This is a genomic window from Pantoea sp. KPR_PJ, from assembly GCF_041386365.1.
Lineage (GTDB): Bacteria > Pseudomonadota > Gammaproteobacteria > Enterobacterales > Enterobacteriaceae > Pantoea.
The window spans coordinates 13,879-37,783 of sequence record NZ_JABMIK010000009.1 but is presented as its reverse complement, the minus strand read 5'-3'; the positions used below and the strand labels follow the sequence as shown (position 1 = coordinate 37,783).

21 protein-coding genes and 1 other annotated feature are annotated in these 23,905 nt (G+C 54.0%); of the genes, 9 read left to right on the top strand and 12 right to left on the bottom strand.

Annotation, left to right across the window (positions count from 1 at the left end):
• Positions 1-232 precede the first annotated feature (232 nt).
• A complete protein-coding gene (rpsT, locus tag HP564_RS17045; protein ID WP_033749434.1) occupies positions 233-496 on the top strand; it encodes a 30S ribosomal protein S20 in 264 nt (87 codons plus the stop codon).
• A gap of 60 nt (positions 497-556) precedes the next feature.
• On the opposite strand, the gene nhaA is transcribed toward rpsT, so the two are convergent.
• The 3 genes from nhaA to dnaK form a co-directional block, all read right to left on the bottom strand.
• On the bottom strand, positions 557-1,732 hold the full coding sequence (gene nhaA / locus HP564_RS17040; protein WP_371245020.1) for a Na+/H+ antiporter NhaA: 1,176 nt from the start codon (positions 1,730-1,732) through the stop codon (positions 557-559).
• A 155-nt stretch (positions 1,733-1,887) separates the two neighbouring features.
• Positions 1,888-3,033, bottom strand: coding sequence for a molecular chaperone DnaJ (dnaJ, locus tag HP564_RS17035; RefSeq protein WP_371245019.1), 1,146 nt, complete (start codon positions 3,031-3,033; stop codon positions 1,888-1,890).
• A gap of 104 nt (positions 3,034-3,137) precedes the next feature.
• Complete coding sequence (gene dnaK, locus HP564_RS17030) at positions 3,138-5,051, bottom strand: molecular chaperone DnaK (RefSeq protein WP_371245018.1); 1,914 nt, start codon at positions 5,049-5,051, stop codon at positions 3,138-3,140.
• 64 nt (positions 5,052-5,115) lie between these two features.
• On the opposite strand from dnaK, the gene HP564_RS17025 reads away from it, so the two are divergent.
• Entirely contained in the window at positions 5,116-5,307 is a 192-nt protein-coding gene (locus HP564_RS17025; protein ID WP_371245017.1) for a hypothetical protein, read from the top strand.
• Positions 5,308-5,648: 341 nt separating this feature from the next.
• On the opposite strand, the gene HP564_RS17020 is transcribed toward HP564_RS17025, so the two are convergent.
• From HP564_RS17020 to tal, 3 genes are all read right to left on the bottom strand, one after another.
• Positions 5,649-6,956 (bottom strand): MFS transporter, encoded by a 1,308-nt coding sequence (locus HP564_RS17020; RefSeq protein WP_371245016.1) that lies wholly within the window; start codon positions 6,954-6,956, stop codon positions 5,649-5,651.
• 110 nt (positions 6,957-7,066) lie between these two features.
• On the bottom strand, positions 7,067-7,654 hold the full coding sequence (gene mog / locus HP564_RS17015) for a molybdopterin adenylyltransferase (protein ID WP_371245015.1): 588 nt from the start codon (positions 7,652-7,654) through the stop codon (positions 7,067-7,069).
• Positions 7,655-7,768: 114 nt separating this feature from the next.
• On the bottom strand, positions 7,769-8,722 hold the full coding sequence (tal, locus tag HP564_RS17010; protein ID WP_371245014.1) for a transaldolase: 954 nt from the start codon (positions 8,720-8,722) through the stop codon (positions 7,769-7,771).
• A 207-nt stretch (positions 8,723-8,929) separates the two neighbouring features.
• Between tal and yaaA the strand changes: the two genes are divergently transcribed.
• From yaaA to HP564_RS16985, 5 genes are all read left to right on the top strand, one after another.
• Complete coding sequence (gene yaaA, locus HP564_RS17005) at positions 8,930-9,706, top strand: peroxide stress protein YaaA (protein WP_371245013.1); 777 nt, start codon at positions 8,930-8,932, stop codon at positions 9,704-9,706.
• Between the two features lie 410 nt (positions 9,707-10,116).
• Positions 10,117-10,710 carry a fimbrial protein gene (locus tag HP564_RS17000; protein ID WP_371245012.1) on the top strand — a complete coding sequence of 198 codons (594 nt, stop codon included), beginning with the start codon at positions 10,117-10,119 and terminating at the stop codon, positions 10,708-10,710.
• A 50-nt stretch (positions 10,711-10,760) separates the two neighbouring features.
• Positions 10,761-11,438 (top strand): molecular chaperone, encoded by a 678-nt coding sequence (locus tag HP564_RS16995; RefSeq protein WP_371245011.1) that lies wholly within the window; start codon positions 10,761-10,763, stop codon positions 11,436-11,438.
• A 60-nt stretch (positions 11,439-11,498) separates the two neighbouring features.
• Positions 11,499-14,024 (top strand): fimbria/pilus outer membrane usher protein, encoded by a 2,526-nt coding sequence (locus tag HP564_RS16990; RefSeq protein ID WP_371245010.1) that lies wholly within the window; start codon positions 11,499-11,501, stop codon positions 14,022-14,024.
• Between the two features lie 16 nt (positions 14,025-14,040).
• On the top strand, positions 14,041-15,147 hold the full coding sequence (locus HP564_RS16985; protein ID WP_371245009.1) for a fimbrial protein: 1,107 nt from the start codon (positions 14,041-14,043) through the stop codon (positions 15,145-15,147).
• Positions 15,148-15,206: 59 nt separating this feature from the next.
• Here HP564_RS16985 and thrC read toward each other — a convergent pair whose 3' ends face one another.
• From thrC to HP564_RS16960, 5 genes are all read right to left on the bottom strand, one after another.
• On the bottom strand, positions 15,207-16,493 hold the full coding sequence (thrC, locus tag HP564_RS16980; RefSeq protein ID WP_371245008.1) for a threonine synthase: 1,287 nt from the start codon (positions 16,491-16,493) through the stop codon (positions 15,207-15,209).
• 3 nt (positions 16,494-16,496) lie between these two features.
• On the bottom strand, positions 16,497-17,426 hold the full coding sequence (gene thrB, locus HP564_RS16975) for a homoserine kinase (RefSeq protein ID WP_371245154.1): 930 nt from the start codon (positions 17,424-17,426) through the stop codon (positions 16,497-16,499).
• Between the two features lie 2 nt (positions 17,427-17,428).
• Positions 17,429-19,891 carry a bifunctional aspartate kinase/homoserine dehydrogenase I gene (gene thrA / locus HP564_RS16970; RefSeq protein WP_371245007.1) on the bottom strand — a complete coding sequence of 821 codons (2,463 nt, stop codon included), beginning with the start codon at positions 19,889-19,891 and terminating at the stop codon, positions 17,429-17,431.
• 25 nt (positions 19,892-19,916) lie between these two features.
• Positions 19,917-20,033, bottom strand: a sequence feature (Thr leader region).
• A complete protein-coding gene (thrL, locus tag HP564_RS16965) occupies positions 19,972-20,043 on the bottom strand; it encodes a thr operon leader peptide (RefSeq protein WP_371245153.1) in 72 nt (23 codons plus the stop codon). It overlaps the preceding feature by 62 nt.
• Before the next feature lie 196 nt (positions 20,044-20,239).
• Complete coding sequence (locus tag HP564_RS16960) at positions 20,240-20,935, bottom strand: tRNA/rRNA methyltransferase (protein WP_371245006.1); 696 nt, start codon at positions 20,933-20,935, stop codon at positions 20,240-20,242.
• Between the two features lie 609 nt (positions 20,936-21,544).
• Between HP564_RS16960 and arcA the strand changes: the two genes are divergently transcribed.
• Positions 21,545-22,261, top strand: coding sequence for a two-component system response regulator ArcA (arcA, locus tag HP564_RS16955; RefSeq protein ID WP_371245005.1), 717 nt, complete (start codon positions 21,545-21,547; stop codon positions 22,259-22,261).
• A 75-nt stretch (positions 22,262-22,336) separates the two neighbouring features.
• Here the strand turns inward: arcA and creA are convergent, their stop codons facing one another.
• Complete coding sequence (creA, locus tag HP564_RS16950; protein WP_371245004.1) at positions 22,337-22,813, bottom strand: protein CreA; 477 nt, start codon at positions 22,811-22,813, stop codon at positions 22,337-22,339.
• 192 nt (positions 22,814-23,005) lie between these two features.
• Here creA and robA point away from each other — a divergent pair, with 192 nt between their 5' ends.
• The gene (robA, locus tag HP564_RS16945) at positions 23,006-23,884 is read left to right on the top strand and encodes an MDR efflux pump AcrAB transcriptional activator RobA (RefSeq protein WP_371245003.1); all 879 of its coding nucleotides are present in this window, start codon (positions 23,006-23,008) and stop codon (positions 23,882-23,884) included.
• Positions 23,885-23,905: the final 21 nt, after the last annotated feature.

Here is a 23,905-nt window from a genome sequence, read left to right as displayed (position 1 = left end):
GCGCGCGATTTATCAGGGCCTGGCGCGTCTGCGTCTCCAGGCTAAGAATTTTGTTGCGAAACGCTGTATTCAATGCGGCGAAGCTGGTAGAATCTTGCGCCATCAATTACGTAACCGAGCGTGGTTTGTAAAACGACGCTTATTTGCACAAATCCATTGACAAAAGAAGGCTCAAAAGGCATAGTCCTCGGCCTTTGATTTGTCCATATAGAACACATTTGGGAGTTGGACCTTGGCTAATATCAAATCAGCTAAGAAACGCGCCGTAACATCTGAAAAACGTCGCAAGCATAACGCGAGCCGTCGTTCTATGATGCGTACTTTCGTTAAGAAAGTATACGCGGCGATCGCAGCTGGCGACAAAGCTGCTGCGCAGAACGCATTTAACGAAATGCAACCAATCGTGGACCGTCAGGCTGCTAAAGGTCTGATCCACAAAAACAAAGCAGCACGTCATAAAGCTAACCTGACTGCTCAGATCAACAAAATGGCGTAAGCCTTTGTTCATCGCTTTGTAAAAAAGAACCGGCGCTTAGCCGGTTTTTTTTCGTCTGTATCAGGCCACGCCCCGGCGCGCCAGGCGCCTGCTCAAAATCACATAGCCCGCCACCGCCGACAACACCGACCCCATCAGAATGCCCAGCTTCGCCAGAGTAATCAGCTGCGGGTTGCTTTCGCCATAGGCCAGCGAGGCAATAAAAATCGACATAGTGAAGCCAATGCCGCACAGCACGCCAACCGCGGCGATATCGGTCAGGGTCGTATTTTTCGGCAGCGTCGCCAGCCTGAGTTTTACTGCAAGCCAGCAGAACAGCGTAATACCGAGGGGTTTACCCAACAGTAGCCCGGCCATAATGCCCAGCGGTAGAAGGGACAAAATATCGCCAGCATGGATACCCTCAAGCGAGACGCCCGCATTGGCAAAGGCGAACAGCGGCAGAATCAGCCAGCGCACCCAGGGATGCAGCGCATGCTCCAGGTGAATGGCTGGCGAATGTCCCTCCTGCTTTTTCAGCGGGATCAGGAAACCCACAACCACACCAGCCAGCGTGGCGTGCACGCCGGACTTGAGCACGGCAGTCCACAATATCAGTCCAGCCAGCAGATAGAGTCCCGTGTTGCGAATGTTCAGCAGGTTCATCGCCGCCAGTACCGCTATCGCCAGAGCAGCAATGACCAGCGCCATCATCGACAGATCGCTGGTGTAGAACAGCGCAATAATCACTATCGCGCCCAGATCGTCGATGATCGCCAGCGCCATCAGAAAAATTTTTAGCGCAGGCGGAACGCGGCTGCCCAGCAGCGCAAGAATGCCCAGTGCAAAAGCGATATCCGTAGCGGTCGGAATGGCCCAGCCGCTGCGCGTCGCCGCATCTGCGCCGTTAAAAGCCAGAAACAGCAGGCCAGGCATCACCATACCGCCCAGTGCGGCAATCAGCGGAAAAATGGCCTGTTCACGCTTCGCCAGCGCTCCCATCACCATTTCGCGCTTCACTTCCAGGCCGACCAGCAGAAAGAATATGGCCATCAGCGCATCGTTAATCCACAGCAGCAGATTCTTGCTGATATCGAGCGCGCCGAAGCGAAACTCTACCGGTATGGTTAGCAGGTTTTGATAGCCCTGCTGCGTCGAGGCGTTATTCGCCAGAAACATCGCCAGCGCCGCCGCAAGAATTAGCACCACGCCGCTGGTTGCGTCATTATTGAGCAGTTTTTTTAGCCCGATATTCACTAAGCCATCCTTTTCAGAAAAATAAAAAGCAAACAGGCGCTAATGATAACAGTTTGTAACAAAGGTTTATTGCCCAGGAGGAGACATTCGGGCGTTTGCAGGCGAAAAAAAGCCAGCGACAGAGCGCTGGCTTAGCAGGGAGTAAGGCCGATCCGTTAACGGGTCAGGTCGTCAAAAAATTTCTTAACGCCGTCGAAGAAGCTTTTAGAGCGCGGGCTGTTATTTTCACCCGTCGGGCCGCCAAAGCTCTCTTCCAGGTCACGCAGCAGCTTTTTCTGTTTTTCATTCAGATTGACCGGGGTTTCCACTACCACACGACAGAGCAGATCGCCTACTGCGCCGCCACGGACAGATTTGACGCCTTTGCCGCGCATGCGGAACAGCTTACCCGTCTGGGTTTCAGCCGGGACTTTCAGCTTCACGCGGCCATCCAGCGTCGGCACCTCAATTTCGCCGCCCAGAGCCGCCATCGCGAAGTTGATCGGTACTTCACAGTAAAGATTATTATCTTCGCGTTCGAAGATGGGGTGTTTCTTCACCGATACCTGAACGTAGAGATCGCCAGCCGGTGCGCCCTGCTCACCCGCTTCACCTTCACCACTCAGACGAATGCGGTCGCCAGTGTCGACACCTGCGGGAATTTTCACCGACAGGGTTTTCGACTTCTCAACGCGACCATGTCCGTGACAGGCATTGCACGGATCTTTAATCACCGAGCCACGGCCGTGACAGGTCGGACACGCCTGCTGTACGGTAAAGAAGCCCTGACGCATCTGCACCTGGCCTGCACCGTGACAGGTTGGACAGGTCTGCGGCTGCGTGCCAGATTTCGCACCGCTGCCGTGGCAAACGTCACACTCCTGCAGCGTTGGGATGCGGATCTCTTTGGTCACGCCGCGCACCGCTTCTTCCAGCGTCAGCTCCATGTTGTAGCGTAAATCGGCACCGCGCGCTGCGCGCTGACGACGACCGCCGCCAAAGATATCGCCGAAAACGTCGCCAAAGATATCGCTGAAGTCTGCGCCGCCGCCGCCAAAGCCGCCGCCGCCGAATCCACCACCGCCCATGCCGCCCTGTTCAAACGCTGCATGGCCGTATTGATCGTATGCCGCGCGTTTTTGCGCGTCGGTCAGGATTTCGTAGGCTTCCTTAACCTCTTTGAATTTGGCTTCCGCTTCTTTGTCACCCGGATTGCGGTCAGGGTGATACTTCATTGCCAGGCGTTTATACGCCTTTTTAATTTCACGTTCGTCTGCGGATTTGGAGACGCCTAAAATCTCGTAGTAGTCACTCTTCGCCATATTTTCTTAGCCCTTAACATGCTCGCACGGGCGTGGAGAGATCTCCTACGCCCGTGCTGGTTTCAACGGCTGTCAGGCCAACCGTCGCGCCCGGTCAGGGGCAATTATTTTTTGTTATCTTTCACTTCTTCGAATTCAGCGTCGACAACGTCGTCATCTTTCTTCGCAGAAGCGTCGGCTGCATCAGCCCCGCCAGCCTGTGCCTGCTGCTGTGCCGCTTCCATCAGCTTGCTGGAAACCTGCATCAGCGCCTGCATTTTGGCGTCGATGGCTTCTTTATCTTCGCCTTTCAGCGCCGCTTCCAGCTCGCTCAGTGCTGCTTCGATAGGCGCTTTGTCATCGGCAGAGAGTTTGTCACCGGCTTCTTCCAGCTGCTTACGGGTGCTGTGCGCAATCTGGTCGCCCTGGTTACGCGTCTGCACCAGCTCTTCGAACTTGCGATCCGATTCAGCATTCGCTTCTGCATCGCGAACCATTTTTTCGATCTCGTCCTCGTTCAGGCCAGAAGAGGCTTTGATGGTGATCTTCTGCTCTTTACCGCTGTTCTTGTCCTTAGCAGAGACGTGCAGGATACCGTCCGCATCGATGTCGAAGGTGACTTCAATCTGCGGCATACCGCGCGGCGCAGGCTGGATACCGTCCAGGTTAAACTGGCCCAGCGATTTGTTGTCGCTTGAACGCTTACGCTCACCCTGCAGAACGTGAATGGTCACGGCTGACTGGTTGTCTTCTGCTGTTGAGAACACCTGGCTGTGCTTGGTCGGAATCGTGGTGTTCTTGCTGATCAGCGAAGTCATCACGCCGCCCATGGTTTCAATACCCAGCGACAGCGGAGTCACGTCCAGCAGCAGAACATCTTTCACGTCACCCGCCAGCACGCCGCCCTGTACCGCAGCACCCACGGCAACAGCTTCATCCGGGTTCACGTCTTTACGCGGCTCTTTACCAAAGAACTCAGCGACTTTGGACTGTACCATCGGCATACGAGTCTGACCGCCGACCAGGATAACGTCATTGATGTCAGAAACAGAGAGACCCGCATCCTGCAATGCCACTTTCAGCGGCTCGATAGAGCGGCTCACCAGATCTTCTACCAGCGACTCCAGCTTAGCGCGGGTCACTTTGATGTTCAGGTGCTTCGGACCGGTTGCATCAGCCGTGATGTACGGCAGGTTAACGTCGGTCTGCTGCGCAGAAGAGAGCTCAATTTTCGCTTTCTCTGCAGCTTCTTTCAGACGCTGCATTGCCAGCGGATCGTTGTGCAGATCGATGCCCTGATCTTTTTTGAATTCTGCAACCAGATAGTTAATCAGGCGGCTGTCGAAGTCTTCACCACCCAGGTGGGTATCACCGTTGGTCGCAAGCACTTCAAAGGTTTTTTCGCCATCAACTTCGTCGATTTCGATAATAGAGATATCGAAGGTACCGCCACCCAGGTCATAGACCGCGATAGTACGGTTGCCCTGACCTTTGTCCAGACCGTAGGCCAGTGCAGCTGCGGTAGGTTCGTTGATGATACGTTTTACTTCCAGACCAGCGATACGACCGGCATCTTTCGTGGCCTGACGCTGCGCATCGTTGAAGTAGGCCGGAACGGTAATAACCGCTTCGGTAACCGGCTCGCCGAGGTAATCTTCAGCGGTCTTTTTCATTTTTTTCAGGACTTCCGCAGAGATCTGCGGCGGAGCCATTTTCTGGCCTTTTACGTCCAGCCAGGCGTCACCGTTGTCAGAAGAGGTGATTTTGTACGGCATGATTTTGATGTCGCGCTGTACTTCTTCATCCTGGAAACGACGGCCGATCAGACGCTTGATAGCAAACAGCGTGTTCTGCGGGTTAGTCACCGCCTGACGTTTAGCCGGTTGACCAACCAGAGTTTCGCCATCCTGCGTATACGCAATAATTGAAGGCGTGGTGCGATCGCCCTCGGCATTCTCCAGCACGCGTGCTTTGGTGCCGTCCATAATCGCAACACAAGAGTTGGTTGTACCCAGGTCAATACCAATAATCTTACCCATCTAAACGTCTCCCACTTAAATTCTTTGTCAATTTGGGTTGTGAACCTTTAATGCGGGCGCTTTATTGGCTTTCAACCGCCACTACTCGCTTTTTTTCCCGGACTCACAACGCTCGATGACAACTAAATGGGGCCGCTTCGAAGCGCATCAAGGGTTAAAAGAAAAAAATTTTTCAGGTCGCGCTTCTGCAGAGGATTTACGCTTTATTTTGCGTGCGGATGCAGGGGAGAGTGGCCACGATGAAATTACCTGTTGAAAATGACGCTGGCTGAAGATGATGCAGCGAAAAATGCGCGCCCCGTAAAGCGAAAAACCAGGAATAGCCCTTATCAAAACGCGTTTGTGCCCCTCTTTCGCTTTGCTGTTCAGTAATCAACGAATGATCCGGGGCTGACATACTTACCTGCCCTGTCGTCGCCAAAAAACATGAACGTGCTTAACCTTGCTCTTTGCGCTGTTGCATCAACCCTTTTCGTCTGTTGCAGGGAAAATAAAACGTGCGGTCAGACTGGCAGGCTGGCCTTGCCAACAACGCCACCCGGCTGAAGACCGATGTGGCGTAACAGAAAGCCGTTGCCGATGCAGCCTGCCATATCATTACAGCCGCGTTTCACTCACCAGGTGGTTTTGCCGTCCGCCATTGTGCAACCACAGGCCAGTCAACATGCCGAGTACCGCCAGTGCCAGCACATACCAGGCCGGAGCCATCGGCGTCAGACGCAGGATTAAGGTTACAAAAATCGGCGTCAGCCCCCCAAAAATGGCATAGGCCACATTGTAGGAAAAGGAGATGCCGGTAAAGCGTACCGCCGCCGGGAAAGCGCGCACCATAAGAAAAGGCACAACGCCAGCAACCCCTACGCTCAGCCCGGCGAGGCCATAGTTAACAAATAAACTTGCCGCGTCCGCCGTCTGGTGCGAAAAGAAGTGCCAGCTGCAGATTGCTAACAGCAGCGAGCCGCCGGTCAGCGTTTTTGCCGCCCCCATCCAGTCCACCAGCCATCCGGCTATCACGCAGCCCGCCAGCAGCATCACAGTCGCCAGACAGTTCGCCTGTAAACTGAGCGCTGCGCTGATGCCGTGCTGTTTCTGCATCAGCGCCGGAGCCATCAAAATCACGACCACAATACAGGCAGAGAGCAGCCAGGTAAGCAGCATAGAGAGCACAATGCCGCCTTTATGATGGGTAAGCACGGTTTTTAGTGGCAGCGTATCGGCAAGGGTTTTTCGCTGCTGCATCTGCTTAAATACCGGTGTCTCATGGAGCCAGCGACGCAGATACATGGCCAGCAGGCCAAACAGGCCGCCCAGGAAGAAAGGAATACGCCAGCCGATGCTGGCGACCGTCTGCGGCGACAGGCTGCTGTTGATGGCAGTGGCTACCAGCGATCCCAGTAAAATCCCGGCTGTCAGTCCTGCGGTCAGCGTACCACAGGCAAAACCGACCCGCTTTTCTGGCACATGCTCCGCCACAAAAACCCAGGCTCCCGGCACTTCACCGCCGATAGCGGCCCCCTGCAACAGGCGCAGCATTAGCATCAGCAGCGGAGCAATAATGCCCGCGGTGTCATAGGTAGGAAGAATGCCCATCGCCAGGGTCGGCAACGCCATCAGCAAGATGCTCAGGCTGAACATTTTTTTGCGCCCCACCTTATCCCCGAAGTGCGCCATGACCAGTCCACCCAGCGGGCGCGCCAGATAACCGGCGGCAAAAATGCCAAAGGTCTGTAGCTGACGTAGCCAGTCAGGAATATCGGGCGGGAAAAAGAGTTCGCCAATGATCGCAGCGAAAAAAACGAAAATGATAAAGTCGTAGAACTCAAGTGCGCCACCGAGTGCGGCCAGCGACAGCGTTTTGTAATCTTTTCCGGTCAGGCGATGTGAGTCAGAGGTATGCGATTCCATAAAGGCATGGCTTCCAGGGCAGAAGAGAAAGTTGTCAATACAGCCTTACTATACCGTCAATCTTTCTCCACACCAGTTCCACCAGAGGCTATGCCTGAAATCCCCGATATTTAGTTATTTATCTCTCGTATCGCGCTTTTAGGGCGAAAAGCTGCTACCACTTCACGATGAGTTTCCACATAGGGCCCTTCCAGAAGTTGTAAACAATAAGGTACAGCAGCAAAAATACCAGGCACCTTCACCTTGCCTTCAGGATCTTTCAGGCCTTCCAGCGTCTCCTTAATCGATTTTGGCTGTCCCGGTAAATTCAGCACCAGCGACTGTTTACGAATGACGCCAACCTGACGCGACAGAATCGCGGTAGGGACAAACTGCAGACTGATTTGACGCATCTGCTCACCGAAGCCGGGCATTTCACGATCGGCAATCGCCAGCGTGGCGTCGGGCGTCACATCACGCCGCGCTGGCCCTGTCCCCCCGGTTGTCAGCACCAGATGGCAAAAACGCTCATCGACCAGTTCGCAGATGGCCTGCTCGATCAGCGGCTGCTCATCGGGCACCAGACGAGTTTCAGTAATAAAGGGGGTGGCCAGCGCGCTGCTGAGCCAGGCTTCCAGCGCGGGAATACCCTGATCCTGATAAATGCCATTCGCGGCGCGATCGGAAACGGAGATCAGGCCAATGCGTAAAGTATCCATGCGTTTTTTACCTGGTTGACCGCAATGCGGTAAGAAGAAGAGAGCAATAGCAGGAAGGATAATAGAAAGTGGGGCAAAGAGAAAACCGTGGCGGCTGGCCGCCACGGTGAAAAATCAGAGCAGATCCGCAATCATCTTCTCAAGTTTGCCCTGGTCAACGGCAAAATTGCGGATACCTTCAGCCAGTTTCGCCACGGCCATAGGATCCTGATTATGCTGCCACAGGAACTCAGATTCGGTCATTTTCGCCGGACGCGCTTTCACATCGCCGCTGTAGCTCAGCTTACGCTCGACGGTGCCTTCGCTCTCCGCCAGCTCTTTCAGCAGTGCCGGGGAAATGGTCAGACGGTCGCAGCCCGCTAATTCCAGAATCTCACCGACGTTTCGGAAGCTTGCGCCCATCACCACAGTTTCATAGCCGTGCTGCTTGTAGTAGCTGTAGATTTCAGACACGGACACCACGCCCGGATCTTCATGTGGCGCATACTCTTTTTTATCAGTGTTGTTTTTGTACCAGTCGAGGATACGGCCAACGAACGGAGAAATCAGGAAAACACCCGCTTCGGCACAGGCGCGCGCCTGGGCGAAAGAGAACAGCAGCGTCAGGTTACAGTTGATGCCCTCTTTCTCCAGCTGCTCTGCTGCGCGGATGCCCTGCCAGGTCGAGGCCAGCTTGATCAAAATACGGTCGTTGCTGATGCCAGCGTCGTTATAGAGTTTGATCAGGCTACGCGCTTTCGCGATGCTGCCTTCGGTGTCGTAGGAGAGACGCGCATCGACTTCGGTCGAAATGCGGCCTGGAATCAGTTTCAGAATTTCCAGTCCAATGTTAACGGCCAGCTTGTCTGACACCAGCGAGATCAGCTCTTCTTTGCTGCCGTTCTGCTCGCGTGCCCAGACAATGGCTTCATCAATCAGCTTGCGGTATTCAGGGATTTGCGCGGCATTGAGAATCAAAGAAGGGTTCGTCGTCGCGTCTTGCGGCTGGTACAGCTTCATCGCTGCGATATCACCGGTATCGGCGACAACGGTGGTCAGTTGACGCAGGGAGGTCAGTTTGTCCGTCATGTCTCTTATCTCTTCTGTAATGTCAGGGTGAAAAAGGCTGTTGCGATAATATCATGCGGCAACCGACGCGCAAGGTCACCCGATGCCGTTTACGATAGTGCTGACGAATGACTGTGATTTGCCGTTTGCGGCGGCTTTTTTGTTACACTCGCGACCTGATAAACAGCCCTTTTCCTGTGACAACAAAGGATAACCGAGGAAGCGACTATGTTAATGGTGATCTCACCCGCCAAAACGCTCGATTTTAGCAGCCCGCTGGCAACGCAGCGTTTTACCCAGCCTGCCCTGTTAGAAAAGTCACAACAGCTGATTGAGGTGGCGCGCGATCTCTCACCGGCCCAAATCGCTTCGCTTATGAGCATCAGCGATAAGCTGGCGCATCTGAATGTTGAACGTTTCAATAGCTGGCAGCCCGATTTTACGCCGGATAATGCACGTCAGGCGATTCTGGCCTTTAAAGGCGACGTTTATACCGGCCTGCAGGCGGAAACGTTCAGCGAAGCCGATTTCGATTTTGCTCAGCAGCATCTGCGCATGCTGTCAGGCCTGTATGGCGTGCTGCGCCCGCTGGATCTGATGCAGCCCTACCGCCTGGAAATGGGCACTAAACTGGCTACCCCGGCAGGGCAAGACCTCTATAGCTTCTGGGGCGATCTGCTGACAGAGCATCTGAACGCCGCGCTTGAAGCTCAGGGTGATAAAGTGCTGATTAACCTGGCGTCAGACGAGTATTTCCGTGCGATTAAGCCAAAGCAGCTAAACGCGCGTCTGATTAAACCGGTATTCCTGGACGAGAAAAATGGCGCGTTCAAGGTCATTAGCTTCTATGCGAAAAAAGCACGCGGATTGATGAGCCGCTACATCATTCAGCAGCGCCTGACCGATCCGGCGGCGTTGAAACAGTTTGATGTGGAGGGTTATTTTTATGATGCGGAAGCCAGCAGCGAGAATGAGCTGGTATTCAAGCGCTACGAGCAAAATTAAAAGGGGTTTGCCGCCGCTGAGCGGCGGCAAACGCTTCACCGTCATGGCAATAATGCAATCACCTTCTCTCCTGACCAGCCGTTTTTTGTTACGCCAGGGATCCCCCTGAATTCATGCCTGTTATTAAGATCAAACAGAGCACTATTAACAATTTTTATTAAATCAATTCATGCCAGCTATTTATTGGTCACTCATGTTTCGAAAAAGTTAACCATGAGAACATTTATCATCTGACAGCATGTTTTTTCCTTTCTCGATTTTTGTTGAATATTTATATAACTCCTGTCGCCAATAATATTTAGCCTCCTGGTCTGCCCAGATGAGTCAGGCCATACAGGCGTTGCAAGGCGATCAGGTCGCAAAGCAAAGCTTTGCTGATCACTTAGCATGTACTCAAAGAGATATTTTCAATGAAGATTAAAAACAGCTTTTTACCCCTAATTCTAGCAGGCTTCATGACCTCGGGCGCGGCTTTGGCTGGGCCTGCTAATGGTCCTTCACCCATTACTCCCAACCCGGGCACAAGTGCCGGTACCCAGGGCGCAGGCGGCGAAATCAAATTCACTGGCGAAATTTCGGATGTGTCTTGCGAAATCTCAACGGCGAGCAAGAACCAAAGCGTTGATTTAGGCAAATGGGCAAAATCTTACTTTGTAAGACGTACAGAGACAACACAAACGCCTTTCACTATTTCAGTGAAACATTGCCCTCAGTCGGTGGCGACAGTGGCTGTGCTGTTTGATGGGGATAAAGACAACGGCGACAGCACACTGTTGAAAGCAAGCGGCGGCGCAACCGGCGTTGGTATCAAACTCTATGAGGCTGACCGCACCAGCCCGGTATCTATCGGCTCAATTTCCAAAGCGGTCAATGTTACCAGCGGTAGCGGCAATGATGGCGGTTCAGCAGATCTGAACTTCTATGCCGATTATAAAAGCGATGGTGCAACCATCACCACTGGTCAGGCAAATGCTACTTCTAATTTCGTGATGATTTACAACTAAGCAAAGGCAGGGGAAACCCTGCCAGCTACTTCCTGAAAAGAATAATCGCAATGAAAGTGTTTATTTTTAAAAAAATAAGAACTTTGGTTCTTCTTTCAGCTTCTCTGCTGAGTATAACGGCGCAAGCAGGTATTGTGATGGGCGGAACCCGCGTCGTTTTCCAGGAAGGAAAAAAAGAAGCCACATTAACGGTGACCAACCAGGATAAAGATACGCCCTACCTGGTGCAGTCATGGATTGAAAACTTTGATAACAGTCAAGCTCCGGTGCCTTTTATTATTACGCCGCCGCTGTTTCGTCTTGATGCAGAAAAAGAAAATATACTCCGTATCAACTATAACGGCCTGCCGTTGCCGAAAGATCGCGAGTCTGTATTTTGGCTGAACGTTAAATCGATTGCGCCTTCGTCGCGCGATCAGAGTAACGAGCTGCAAATTAATATTAAATCTAAGTTCAAACTTTTTTATCGTCCTAAAGGCTTGACCGGATCGGCAACCGATGCCTGGCAAAAGCTTACTTTTCATCGCGAAGGCAATCAGCTTATTGGGCATAACCCTACTCCCTATTTCATCTCTTTTTACAAGCTGAGCGTCGGCGGCCATGAAATTCAGCAGCCCGGCATGATTGGCCCAGGAGAAGATAAACGCTGGACGACGACCGGTGCGGGTTCCGTTACCTGGTCAGCAATAAACGATTTTGGTGGAACCACGCCAGAGCAGACCCGTTAATTGTCCTGTTCCGCGCCGCGTAAAACACTGTTTTAGCGAATCGCCTCTGGAAATATCGACGTGAAAGTAAGCTCCCTGGTCTGCAAAATTAAAACCCGCCATTCTTGCTCCTTTTGGATGGCGGGTCTGCCGGGTTTACTGATACTCATTAGCCCGGGGCGAAATGCTTTTGCAGAGGATTACTTTAATCCTGCCGCGCTGGAGTTCTCCTCAGCGCAGCAGAAAACTGCGGATCTGCACTATTTCAGCCGGGAAGGTGGCGAGCAGCCCGGCACCTATCATGTGGCCGTTCTGCTGAATGATAATATGTATGAGAGCCGCGACGTAACCTTTGTGGAAGGACGCCATGGTCTGGTTCCGCTGCTGACGGTGGCTCAGTTGGCGGAGATGGGTGTCAACGTTCACGCGTTCTCGGCTTTTGATCGATTAAAAGATGGCGAAACGGTGCAGGAGCTGGGAGATTTTATTCCCAACGCGTCAACCCGATTTGATTTTTCGCAGCAGCAGCTGAATATCAGCATTCCGCAAATCGCCATGATGGAAAAAAAAGATGACGATATCGATCCCACTAAGTGGGATGAAGGTATTCCAGCCGTCTTTGTTAATTACACCCTGTCCGGCTCCCATTCCCAGGATGCCAGCAGCGACTGGCAGTCTGCCCTGCTGAGTCTGCACAGCGGTGCCAATCTTGGCGCCTGGCGTCTGCGCAATACGTCCTCTTACCGTCACGATCTGACCAGTCACTGGCAGTCGCAAACAACCTATCTTGAACGCGACATTAAAACCCTGCGCAGTCAGTTTCGTATAGGCGATACCTATACCTCTGGTGAAGTGTTCGACAGCGTGCAGTTCCGCGGGGTTAAGATGACATCTGACGACAATATGCTGCCGGACAGCCAGCGTGGCTTCGCGCCAGTCATTCATGGCATTGCCCACAGCAACGCCAGAGTGACCGTGAGCCAGCACGGCTATGTGATCTATGAAACTCAGGTAGCGCCAGGGGCATTTGAGATCAAAGATCTCTACCCCACGTCGCAAAGTGGCGATCTCGAAGTCGTCATCAAAGAGAACGACGGCACGGAACGCAAGTTTACCCAGCCCTACTCTGCCATTCCTTTCATGCTGCGCCAGGGGCATCAGCGATATAGCATCAGCGCAGGCCGTTATCACTACGCTGGCAGCACATCACTCCAGTCGCCGACATTTATGCAGTCCACGCTGTTTTATGGCTTACCCATGGACTTTACCGCCTTCGGCGGCGCGCTACTGGCTCGAAATTATCATGCTCTGGCAGCTGGTCTGGGAAAAGGATTAGGTGACTTTGGCTCTTTTGGCGTAGATGTTAGCCTGGCAAAAACTGCGCTGCCTGAAGGCAAGCACAGCGTGGGGCAGTCGGTACGCGTGCAGTATCAGAAAAATTTCGCTACGACCGATACCACCTTCAGCATGGCGAATTATCGCTACTCATCCGGCGGCTTCTACTCTTTCAGCGAAGCAAACGCACTGATAAATCCCACTACCTTTGTTGACAGTAAACGCAGCCGTTCAGAAGTGTCTGTTTCACAAGGTATTGGCGACTATGGCAGCCTGAGTTTCTCCGCTTATATGCAAAATTACTGGCGAACCGGCCGCCAGGAGCGCACGTTGCACCTCGGCTTTTACAGCGTCTTCAAAAGCGCCTCATGGGGAGTGGGTTACTTTTACACCGGCTCCAGCGGCAGCAAAAAAGCGGATCGCTCCATCACCTTCAACATCAGCATTCCCCTCAGTACCCTGCTGCCGGACAGTTCAGTCAGTTACAGCATGAACACTGACAACTCCAGAAACACATCCCAGCAAGTCGCCCTGTCAGGATCGATGCTGGAGGGCAAAAATCTCTATTACAGCCTGCAACAGGGCTATGACAACAAAGGACAGAGCGTTAACAGTAATGCCTCACTAAGCTATCGCGGCAGTCGCGGTACGGCCAGCCTGGGCATCAGTCATGACAAACACAGCAGCCAACTCAGCTATGGCCTGTCGGGCGGTATCGTTGCGCATGCACATGGCCTGACCCTGAGCCAGCCGCTGAGCGACACCTTTGCCATTGTTCGGGTGCCTGACGCCGGCAACGTTGCCATCCAGAGTGCCAGCGACGTTAGCACTGATGGGCGCGGCTATGCGGTGGTGCCCTCTCTGTCGCCCTATCAAAAAAACAGCATTGAGCTAGAGGAGGATACGTTGCCGGATAATGTCGACGTCGACTCTGGCGCGCAAACAACGATCCCAACCAGCGGTGCAGTGGTGATGATTGACTACGCCACGCATATCGGCAATCGCGTGCTCTTTACGCTGGCTTATCACGGCGAACCGCCACCATTCGGTGCCGACGCCAAAGTAGATACGCCAGAGCAGGGAGAAGGTAGCAGCAGCAGCGGTATTGTCGCCGAAAAAGGGCAGCTTTATCTCGGCGGCGTACCGTCTCAGGGAACGCTAATTCTGACCTGGCGGGAGGATGGCATGGCAAAAACCTGCCGTGCGCCCTTCCGCCTGCCAGATACCCCTACAACCAGTACGATCAAACTGATCTCTGTTACCTGTCAGTAATCAACAGGAACTGCCAATGAACTCAACTTTTTTTGTCAAAATACCGTTGCTGGCTTTAGCAACCCTGTACAGCCTGCCTACCCTCGCCCAGGAAGAGTGTCACGGCGTCAGCCAGATTGTGGTGCAGACCCATGATGTTAACTATCTGCCGGGTGCAGCGGACGGTACGCCGATTTCAGCGCAGATGCCGCTGAATAATGACAATGCCTTTAGCTGCAATAAAAACAGCGGCGAAAGCGGCCTGAATTATAAGGATATCGGCTATACGATTGATGCCGAAGAGAGCGGCCTGCATGCGACACTCGCTGGCGGTCACAGCACGCCGATTTATCGCGTTGCGGGGACCAACGGCATTGGTTTTGCCATTGGTTTTAAAGAACCGACTTACTGCGGCGGTACCTTTTACGACACGTCGGCAAAAGGCAAGCGCACCTCTGTTTGCAACTCGATGATGAACGCACAGATCAGCCAGGCCAGAACGCTCACCCTGCAATCCTATCTCGTCTTTTATAAAATACCGACGCAAGGCTCGCCGCTTCATCCGGGAAATCAGCCAGCCAGCATACCTGAAACCACCATCGGCACGGCCTCCTTACAGGTGGGCAACAGCGCCGCCAGCAGTCAGCCAATAGCCGACAAGCCGCGGCTTCTCCTGTCCAGTTTTACCGTGAAGTATGGCAGCTGTGCAGTAACGTCCAGTCAGTCGACCATTAACGTAAATATGGGCAAAGTCAGCAAAAGCGAATTTCACGGCGTGGGCAGTACAGCGGGTAGCGAAAAACGTTTCCAGATACAGGTTCGGTGCGAAAACAACGCCTCGATTAAAGTGGGATTCTTTGGCATGGCGGCCAGCGGGAATAAAGATGCGCTGGCGCTGGCACCCCAGGCGAATTCGGCATCGGGCGTCGGCATCGTGCTCTCCTACGGTTCAGGCATGAAGGTTGAGCCAGGTTCGCGCGTGCCGCTGAATAAGCCCACCGATCAGCTGCCCGTAATGGCCACGCTCAACACGCCTAATCAGACTCAAACGCTGGAGTTCAACGCGCAATACATCCAGACGGATGCGCAGGTGATGGCCGGCAAAGCGGACAGTATGGCGACGTTTAATCTCGTCTATAACTAGCGGGAATGTTCAGCGCGCCGACGGAGGCAAAGCCCCGGACAGCGCGCTGAGCGGCAGGATTACGCCTGCAGAAGAAACGCGCGCAGCGGCGCGAAATCGGCCTGCATCTTGTGCGACAGCAGCGGCAGCCCGGCGCGATCGGCCAGTTCCTGCGGCAGCGGCAGCGTCTGACCCAGGATCGCTTCCACACTTTCCTTAAATTTCGCCGGATGCGCCGTGCCGAGGAACAGGCCAAACTCTCCTTCCTGCAGCTGATCGCGCAGCAGACGATAGGCAATAGCGGCATGCGGTTCGGAGATATAGCCGATTTCAGCCAGCTCGCGCATCGTCGCTTCGGTGGTCTCATCGCTCACAGCGCCGTAGGCGAGATCGGTCAGGCGCCAGGTTTTACGGCGGAACAGCTCCTCCACGCGCGGCCAGTTATTCGGCTGGCTGACATCCATGGCGTTCGACAGCGTGGCAACCGTAGCGTTTGGCGTCCAGCTGCCGCCCTGCAGGAAGCGCGGCACGGTGTCGTTGGCATTGGTGGCGGCGATAAAGCGCTTGATCGGAAGGCCGAGTGATTTCGCCAGCAGACCCGCCGTCAGATCGCCAAAGTTACCGCTTGGCACTGACACCACCAGCTGGTTGCGCTTCTCCTGCGGCAGCTGCGCTACCGCTTCAAAGTAGTAGCAGATCTGGGCCAGCAGACGGCTGATGTTGATAGAGTTGGCAGAGTTCAGACCTATCGCCTGCTTCAGCTCCTCGTCGTCAAACGCCTGTTTCACCAGCGCCTGGCAGGCATCAAAGTCACCGTCGATAGCAATGGTTTCAATATTACCGCCCAGGGTACAGAACAGCTTCTCCTGCAAAGGACTGATTTTGCCCTGCGGATAGAGGATCACCACGCGCACATTTTCCATGCCGTAAAACGCGTGCGCTACGGCCGCGCCGGTGTCGCCAGAGGTCGCGGTAAGAATAGTGATCTGTTCATCTGCGCCGGAGACGTAAGAGAGCATCTGCGCCATAAAGCGCCCGCCGAAATCTTTAAACGCCAGCGTCGGGCCATGGAACAGCTCAAGGCAGGAGATATCGTCACTGACTTTGGCGACCGGTGCAGGAAAGGCAAAGGCGGTTTTTACGCGCTCGGCCAGCTGGTGCGGCGCAATTTCATCACCAATATAGGCAGAAAGAATTTTGCTGCTGCGGCTGACGAAATCCATTTCCAGCATCGCGTCGATATCGGTCAGCTCAAATTCTGGCAGTTCAAGCGGGAAAAACAGCCCTTGCTGCGAGCCCAGGCCCTGTTTCACCGCCTGCGAAAAGCTCACCTGCTCGTTATGATCTTTAAGGTTGTAGAGTTTCATGCGTTATCCCAGTTTACGTGCGCCGACCGTATCAAGACGGCAAATATGGACGAAGCCTTCATCATTCTGCAGATAGTGCTGGCGCAGCCAGTCCGCCATCCGCTGTGCCGTTTCCATCTGATGACAAACGGCGAAAAGTGTGGGGCCTGAACCAGAGATCCCGCAGGCCAGCGCACCGATATCGGCTGCGGCCTGGCGTGCCTCGGCAAAGCCTGGCAGCAGTCTGGTACGGTAAGGTTCGGCGATCACGTCCTGCATCAGTTTAGCGGCCAGCAGCGGCTGGCGAGTATGGCAGGCGTGAATAAAGCCCGCCAGCAGGCGGCCATGTTTGATGACATCCTCTTTGCGATACTGCGCAGGCAGAATCGCGCGCGCTTCGGCGGTCGACACTTTGATGCCCGGATAGGCCATTACCCAGAGCCAGTCATCAAAGCCCGGCACGGCCTGGCTGATGATCCCGTTCTCTTCCAGCATCAACTGAATGCCGCCAAGGAAACACGGCGCAACGTTATCGTAATGGACGCTGCCAGAAATGCGCCCTTCCAGCTCACCCATCAGCGTCAGTAGCTGATTGTCGTTCAGGGGCTTGCCGCAGTGTTCATTCATTGCCATCAGACCCGCAACCACTGAACAGGCGCTGGAGCCCAGGCCAGAACCGATCGGCATGTTTTTTTCCAGCGTCATGGCAACCGGGACTTCTTCGCCAATTTCCTCGCAGAAACGCTGCCAGCACTGGTAGACAATGTTCTCTTTAGGGTCGGCCGGCAGTTTGCTGACGAAACGCCCGCTGTTTTGCAGCGTAAAGTGCTGCGCTGCTTCTACTGAAACGCAGTCGCCCAGTAAGGTGCCATCCACCGGAGACACCGCCGCGCCCAGCACATCAAAGCCGACGCTGACGTTGCCTATCGAGGCGGGTGCATAAACTTTTACCATCATTAAACTCCCAACTTCCACGACAGCGTACGCAGCAGGTCGGCAAAAACACCTGCCGCCGTCACATCATTTCCTGCGCCGTATCCACGCAGCACCAGCGGAATCGGCTGGTAATAGCGGCTGTAAAAGGCCAGCGCGTTCTCGCCATTTTTCACTTTATAGAGCGGATCGTTGCTGTCGACCGCGTCGATCTTCACTTTACAGACGCCGCCCTCTTCAATCGCCCCGACAAAACGTAACACTTTACCCTCATCACGCGCTTTGGCAACGCGCGCGGCAAAGGCGTTATCCAGTTCCGGCAGGCGCTGCATAAAAGCCTCTGTATCGGCGATTTCCGTCAGGCTGGCGGGCAGCAGCGGCTCAATCTCAATGTCGCTTAGCTCAAGCTGATGACCCGCTTCTCGCGCCAGAATCAGCAGTTTGCGTGCCACATCCATGCCGGAGAGATCGTCACGCGGGTCGGGCTCGGTAAAGCCCATCTCGCGCGCCATCTTTGTCGCCTCAGAGAGCGATATCCCCTCGTCCAGCTTGCCGAAAATAAAGGAGAGCGATCCTGACAGGATGCCGGAGAACGTTATCAGTTCGTCGCCGGCGTTAAGCAGGTTTTGCAGGTTCTCAATCACCGGCAGCCCTGCGCCAACGTTGGTATCGTAGAGAAATTTGCGGCGCGACTGTGCGGCGGCGGCACGCATCTGCTGATAGTAATTCCACGAGGAGGTGTTGGCCTTTTTGTTGGGCGTCACCACGTGGAAACCGTCAGCCAGAAAATCGGCGTACTGGTCAGCAACCGCCTGGCTGGAGGTACAGTCGACAATCACCGGATTCAGCAGATGATACTCTTTTACCAGTCGGTTGAGACGGTCGAGATTAAACGGCTCTTTGGCTCCGCTCAGCGCACCTTTCCAGTCGCTCAGGTCGATGCCGTGCACGTTGGTGAGCAGCGCGCGCGAATTGGCGATACCACAGACGCGCAGATCGATATGCTTCTGCTTCAGCCACGCCTGCTGGCGATAAAGCTGATCCAGCAACGCGCCGCCGACGCCGCCGACGCCCACCACAAAGACCTCAATAACCTGATCGGTGGCAAACAGCATCTGGTGCACGACGCGTACGCCCGTGGTTGCAGCGTCGTTGCTGACGACCACTGAAATAGAACGCTCTGATGAACCCTGGGCGATAGCCACGATATTGATATTGGCGCGAGCCAGCGCCGAGAAGAATTTGGCGGAGATCCCGCGCAGCGTGCGCATGCCGTCGCCCACCACCGAAATTACCGCCAGCTGCTCCATCACCTCTAGCGGATCGAGCAGGCCATTTTTCAGTTCCAGATAGAACTCATCTTCCAGCACGCGGCGCGCGCGTGCCTGCTCATTCTGCGGTACGCAGAAACTGATGCTGTACTCTGAAGAAGACTGAGTAATCAACACGACGGAAATTCCGGTGCGCGACATCGCGGCAAAGACGCGGGCTGCCATACCGATCATGCCTTTCATGCCCGGGCCTGAAACGTTGAACATCGCCATATTATTCAGATTGGTGATGCCCTTAACGGGGTTCTCATCCTGCTCGCCTTCGCCGCCGATCAAGGTGCCCGGCGCTTGTGGGTTTGCGGTATTTTTAATCAGGCAGGGGATCTGAAACTGGGCGATAGGGGCAATCGTGCGCGGATGCAGGACTTTGGCACCAAAGTAGGAGAGCTCCATCGCTTCCTGGTAGGACATTGATTTCAGCAGGCGCGCATCCGGTACCTGGCGCGGATCGCAGGTATAAACACCATCGACATCTGTCCAGATCTCGCAGCAGTCAGCGCGCAGGCAGGCAGCCAGGACGGCAGCAGAGTAGTCAGAGCCGTTGCGGCCCAGCACTACCAGCTCGCCCTTTTCATTGCCTGCGGTAAAGCCGGCCATCAGGATCATATTCTGCGGTGGGATCTGGCTGGCGGCAATGCGACGCGTTGACTCCGGGATATCGACAGTGGACTCAAGATAGTGACCAATGGCCAGCAGCTTCTCAACTGGATCGATCACCGTCACGCCATGGCCGCGCGCCAGTAGCAGCGCTTCCATAATGGCAATAGAAAGCTTTTCACCGCGACAGATAATGGCAGCATTGACGCTGTCCGGACACTGCCCCAGCAGGCTGATGCCATGCAGCACCTGTTTGAGCTGGGCGAACTCGAGATCGACGCGGGTTTTCAGTCCGTCATAATCAAAGCCTGGCTGCGCCGTCGCCAGCCCTTGCAGCAGATCGTCAAAGATGCGTTCAGCGTCAACCAGGTTAGGCAAAGCGTCCTGGCCGCTGATGGTCTTTTCAATCATCGCCACCAGGTGATTAGTGATCTTTGCGGGTGCAGAGAGTACGGTGGCAACCTGTCCCTGCTGCGCATTACTTTCCAAAATGTCAGCGACGCGAAGAAAACGTTCCGCATTCGCCACTGAGGTCCCGCCGAATTTCAGCACTCGCATAGTTGAGCTCTCCTGAATTTATGCCGAAAAAAAAGCCCGCACTGTTTAGGTGCGGGCTTTTTTCGTTTTTCCTGTATGCGTCAGCCCGCACCCTTACCGGTGGTAATGGTGGTGGTAATAATGGTGGTGTTCAGGCTGGTTGAGTTACGCATTTTGATTTTTTTTCTGTCTGTCTTATTGAGTCTGTCTGGTTCCAGAAGTAAAGCAAAGCGCCGGTTAAGTCAATGAATTTGTCCAGTGGTCAGTTTCTCAACGCTGCGCACTGCTGCCTGTCGATCAGAAAAACGCCTGCACGATCGTTTGCTCGTTACCTGCTTTTTGCGATCAGCCGCTACGAAATGCACTTTTTCAGGAAGATTTATCTATAAGTTTTTTTTCTACATCATGCAGAAGGCGATGCAGCATCGCACTGTCGCGCTGCTCCAGCAGGCCAATCCGCTGATCGAGCCAGTCAGCCATCTTGCGATCGTCGCTGACCTCCAGCGTATGCAGCAGACGGTCAAAGCGCTGACGCAACGCCTCGAGCTGCTGTCCGTCCGCCTGGGAGGCGGCAGGTGGCGCGATGCGATTAAGCGAGGAGAGCTGATAGCAGAAGACCATGACCGCCTGCCCCAGGTTTAGTGAAGGGTAATCCTGCGCCATAGGAATGCCGGTCAGCAGATCAGCCAGCGCCAGCTCCTCGTTGGTCAGTCCGCTGTCTTCCCGACCAAACACCAGCGCCATGCTGTTTACCCACTGCCGCTTCTCCAGCAGTTGCGCTTCTACCTGCTGCGGTGTGGCGTAGTAACGGAATTTTGCGCGGCTGCGCGCCGTCGTTGCCACTGAGAAATCAATATCCTCCAGCGCCTGGCTCAGGGTGTCAAAGGTACGCAGGTTGTCGAGTATCTCTCCGGCACCGTGCGCCACGCGGCGTGCCGCAGGATCCTGCCAGGCGTCGCTGGCAACGATACGCAGCTCGCTGAAGCCCATCGTTTTCATGGCGCGCGCCGCAGCGCCAATATTTTCTGGTCGGGCGGGCGAGACCAGAATGAGTGGAAAATGCATGATTATTCCATTTGTGTTTAGAATTTGCGTCGTATAGTAACACGCAAGGCAACAGGAGCCGGTATTATGCCGAAACAGAAAGTAAGATGTTAAGGATGTTAAAACTGGATAAACAGAGCTGATGAAAAGAATAAATGCACAAGGCCTTTATTGTTAAAGTTAATTCAATAAAGCGCTTTTTTTTCAGATTAATAAACGACGAGTAGCCAAATTTTATTCCGTCCTGCCTCCCCTGGAAAAATGTAGCAAATATGATGCTTTTTGTGAGCTAAGAGTGCATTACAAGAGAAGTTTTTCACAAAAGTGTTAACGTGCTACAATTGCATTTGATATAAGTCAACGAAGCGTTGTTTTTATGCTTATCGGTTGTTGTTGGTGCTGTTAGGTTGCTGTTAATACAGTTAGGATATGCACCACTTATTCTCTCCTGGGGCATGTAATTTCATCCTGACTGGCTGAGCTAACACTGTTGTTGACGTTGATAGATGGTGTATCAAGAACATAATTTCGTACAACGGTTAAGCGCCTCATGCGGTGCGTTTACTAGCGAGCCTGAAGACCCGAGTACGCCCTGTTTTCAATTTGTTGGCAAATTTTAGGTAGCGAAACATGCAGACCCCACACATTCTTATCGTTGAAGACGAACTCGTCACGCGCAACACTCTCAAAAGCATTTTTGAAGCAGAAGGTTACGTTGTGTATGAAGCTACCGATGGTGCTGAAATGCATCAGGTGCTCACCGAAAACGACGTCAATCTGGTTATCATGGACATCAACCTGCCTGGTAAAAATGGCCTGTTGCTGGCGCGCGAGCTGCGCGAGCAGGCAAACGTGGCGCTGATGTTCCTGACCGGTCGTGATAATGAAGTGGACAAAATTCTTGGTCTGGAAATTGGTGCAGATGACTACATCACCAAGCCATTCAATCCGCGTGAGCTGACCATCCGCGCACGTAACTTACTGTCGCGCACGATGAATCTGGCGATGCCAAGCGAAGAACGTCGCCAGGTGGAAAGCTACAAGTTCAACGGCTGGGAGCTGGACATTAACAGCCGTTCGCTGATCAGCCCGAACGGTGAGCAGTATAAGCTGCCGCGCAGCGAATTCCGCGCCATGCTGCACTTCTGCGAAAACCCTGGCAAGATTCAGACGCGCGCAGACCTGTTAAAGAAAATGACCGGCCGTGACCTGAAACCGCACGACCGCACCGTTGACGTCACTATTCGCCGTATTCGTAAACATTTTGAATCTACGCCGGATACGCCAGAGATCATCGCCACGATCCACGGTGAAGGCTATCGTTTCTGCGGCGATTTGCAGGAATAAGCGCGCAGCTGGGGCCATAAGAACCGTGCCTGCGCCCCGCAGTTACCGTCTGAAAACGCCCTTTCGGGCGTTTTTTTATTCCCGCCAGGGCATAATCGGTACTGCACTCAGGGCGTTTTTCGGTGAGCCCTCTACGACCCGGTCAGAATAGCTCAGGTAGATTAGCGCATGACGCTTCTGATCGAAGAAGCGTACCACCTGAAGCTTTTTAAACACCAGCGAAGTCCGTTTTTTAAAGACGACCTCCCCCTGGGCTTTGCCGTTAGCGATAGCGTCACTGAGCTCTACTGGCCCAACCTGCTGGCAAGAGATGGCAGCATCGGCGGTATCTTCAGCCAGCCCTAACCCGCCTTTGATTCCGCCTGTTTTTGCCCGACTGATATAACAGGTTACATTTTTTACGTCAGGATCGTCGAAAGCTTCCACCACGATCTTGTGGTCAGGCCCGAATATCTTAAACACCGTATCCACCGAGCCGATCTCCTCCGCCATCGCCGAAGAGGCCAGCGTGAACAAAGTGAGCGAAGCCGCAAAAAAGCGAGATATTGTCATAGCGTTACCATTGCAAACTTAATAGACGAGCATGTAATGTACTGGCAATTGTCCGCGTTAACCAAACCAAACCGGTTTACTCCCACATTGACATGGCACAATCTCCCAACAAAACTGCCCATGCCTGAAGTGCAATGAGTGCTATTATTCGGCGACCACGTTAGCCGCGCCCAGAGAGTATGAGGATGTTTTATGGACCAAGCCGGTATCATTCGAGATTTGCTTGTCTGGCTGGAGAGCCATCTGGATCAACCCCTTTCACTGGATAATGTTTCCCTGAAGGCGGGCTACTCCAAATGGCATTTACAAAGGATGTTCAAGGACGTAACCGGCCATGCGATCGGGGCCTATATCCGTGCCCGTCGCCTGTCTAAGGCTGCGGTGGCGCTGCGTCTGACCAGCCGCCCTATTCTGGACATCGCCTTGCAGTACCGCTTTGATTCACAGCAAACCTTCACCCGCGCCTTTAAAAAACAGTTTAATCAAACACCGGCGTGGTATCGTCGCTCATCAGAGTGGAATTCGTTTGGCATCCGCCCACCGATTCGCCTCGACGACAACAGCATGCCTGAATCAACATTCGTCACGCTGCCGGAAACGGTTCTGGTCGGCCAGACGCAGACCTATACCTGCACGCTGGAGCAGATCTCACGCTATCGTGACGAAATGCGCATCCACTTCTGGAAGCAGTTTCTGCTGGAGACTGATACGGTTCCCCCGGTGCTCTATGGCCTGCATCAGGTGCGCGCCAGCCAGGAGAAGGATGACGAGCAGGAGATCCTTTACACGACCGCTGTGCCCTCTGACCAGGCCGTTAATCTGCACTCGGGCCAGAGCGTCATTCTGGAGGCGGGCGACTATGTGCAGTTCACCTACAACGGGCCACGCCATGAGCTACAGGAGTTCATCCTGCTACTGTATGGCACCTGCATGCCTACGCTCGGCCTGACGCGGCGTCAGGGCCAGGACATCGAACGTTTCTATACCCACGGCGGCAAGAAACGCAGCGAACCCCCTAAAGAGATCCGCTGCGAGTATCTCATCCCAATCCGCCGCCAGCAGGCCAGCTAATCACCTTGCCGTCTTGACGAC

Bases quoted from the DNA above. Each gene is read 5' to 3' on its own strand.
- HP564_RS16960 (WP_371245006.1), bottom strand. From the start codon at position 20,935: ATGCATTTTCCACTCATTCTGGTCTCGCCCGCCCGACCAGAAAATATT.
- dnaK (WP_371245018.1), bottom strand. From the start codon at position 5,051: ATGGGTAAGATTATTGGTATTGACCTGGGTACAACCAACTCTTGTGTT.
- HP564_RS16985 (WP_371245009.1), top strand. From the start codon at position 14,041: ATGAACTCAACTTTTTTTGTCAAAATACCGTTGCTGGCTTTAGCAACC.
- yaaA (WP_371245013.1), top strand. From the start codon at position 8,930: ATGTTAATGGTGATCTCACCCGCCAAAACGCTCGATTTTAGCAGCCCG.
- creA (WP_371245004.1), bottom strand. From the start codon at position 22,813: ATGACAATATCTCGCTTTTTTGCGGCTTCGCTCACTTTGTTCACGCTG.
- robA (WP_371245003.1), top strand. From the start codon at position 23,006: ATGGACCAAGCCGGTATCATTCGAGATTTGCTTGTCTGGCTGGAGAGC.
- HP564_RS16995 (WP_371245011.1), top strand. From the start codon at position 10,761: ATGAAAGTGTTTATTTTTAAAAAAATAAGAACTTTGGTTCTTCTTTCA.
- HP564_RS17000 (WP_371245012.1), top strand. From the start codon at position 10,117: ATGAAGATTAAAAACAGCTTTTTACCCCTAATTCTAGCAGGCTTCATG.
- HP564_RS17020 (WP_371245016.1), bottom strand. From the start codon at position 6,956: ATGGAATCGCATACCTCTGACTCACATCGCCTGACCGGAAAAGATTAC.
- arcA (WP_371245005.1), top strand. From the start codon at position 21,545: ATGCAGACCCCACACATTCTTATCGTTGAAGACGAACTCGTCACGCGC.
- mog (WP_371245015.1), bottom strand. From the start codon at position 7,654: ATGGATACTTTACGCATTGGCCTGATCTCCGTTTCCGATCGCGCCGCG.
- thrC (WP_371245008.1), bottom strand. From the start codon at position 16,493: ATGAAACTCTACAACCTTAAAGATCATAACGAGCAGGTGAGCTTTTCG.
- tal (WP_371245014.1), bottom strand. From the start codon at position 8,722: ATGACGGACAAACTGACCTCCCTGCGTCAACTGACCACCGTTGTCGCC.
- thrA (WP_371245007.1), bottom strand. From the start codon at position 19,891: ATGCGAGTGCTGAAATTCGGCGGGACCTCAGTGGCGAATGCGGAACGT.
- thrB (WP_371245154.1), bottom strand. From the start codon at position 17,426: ATGGTAAAAGTTTATGCACCCGCCTCGATAGGCAACGTCAGCGTCGGC.
- dnaJ (WP_371245019.1), bottom strand. From the start codon at position 3,033: ATGGCGAAGAGTGACTACTACGAGATTTTAGGCGTCTCCAAATCCGCA.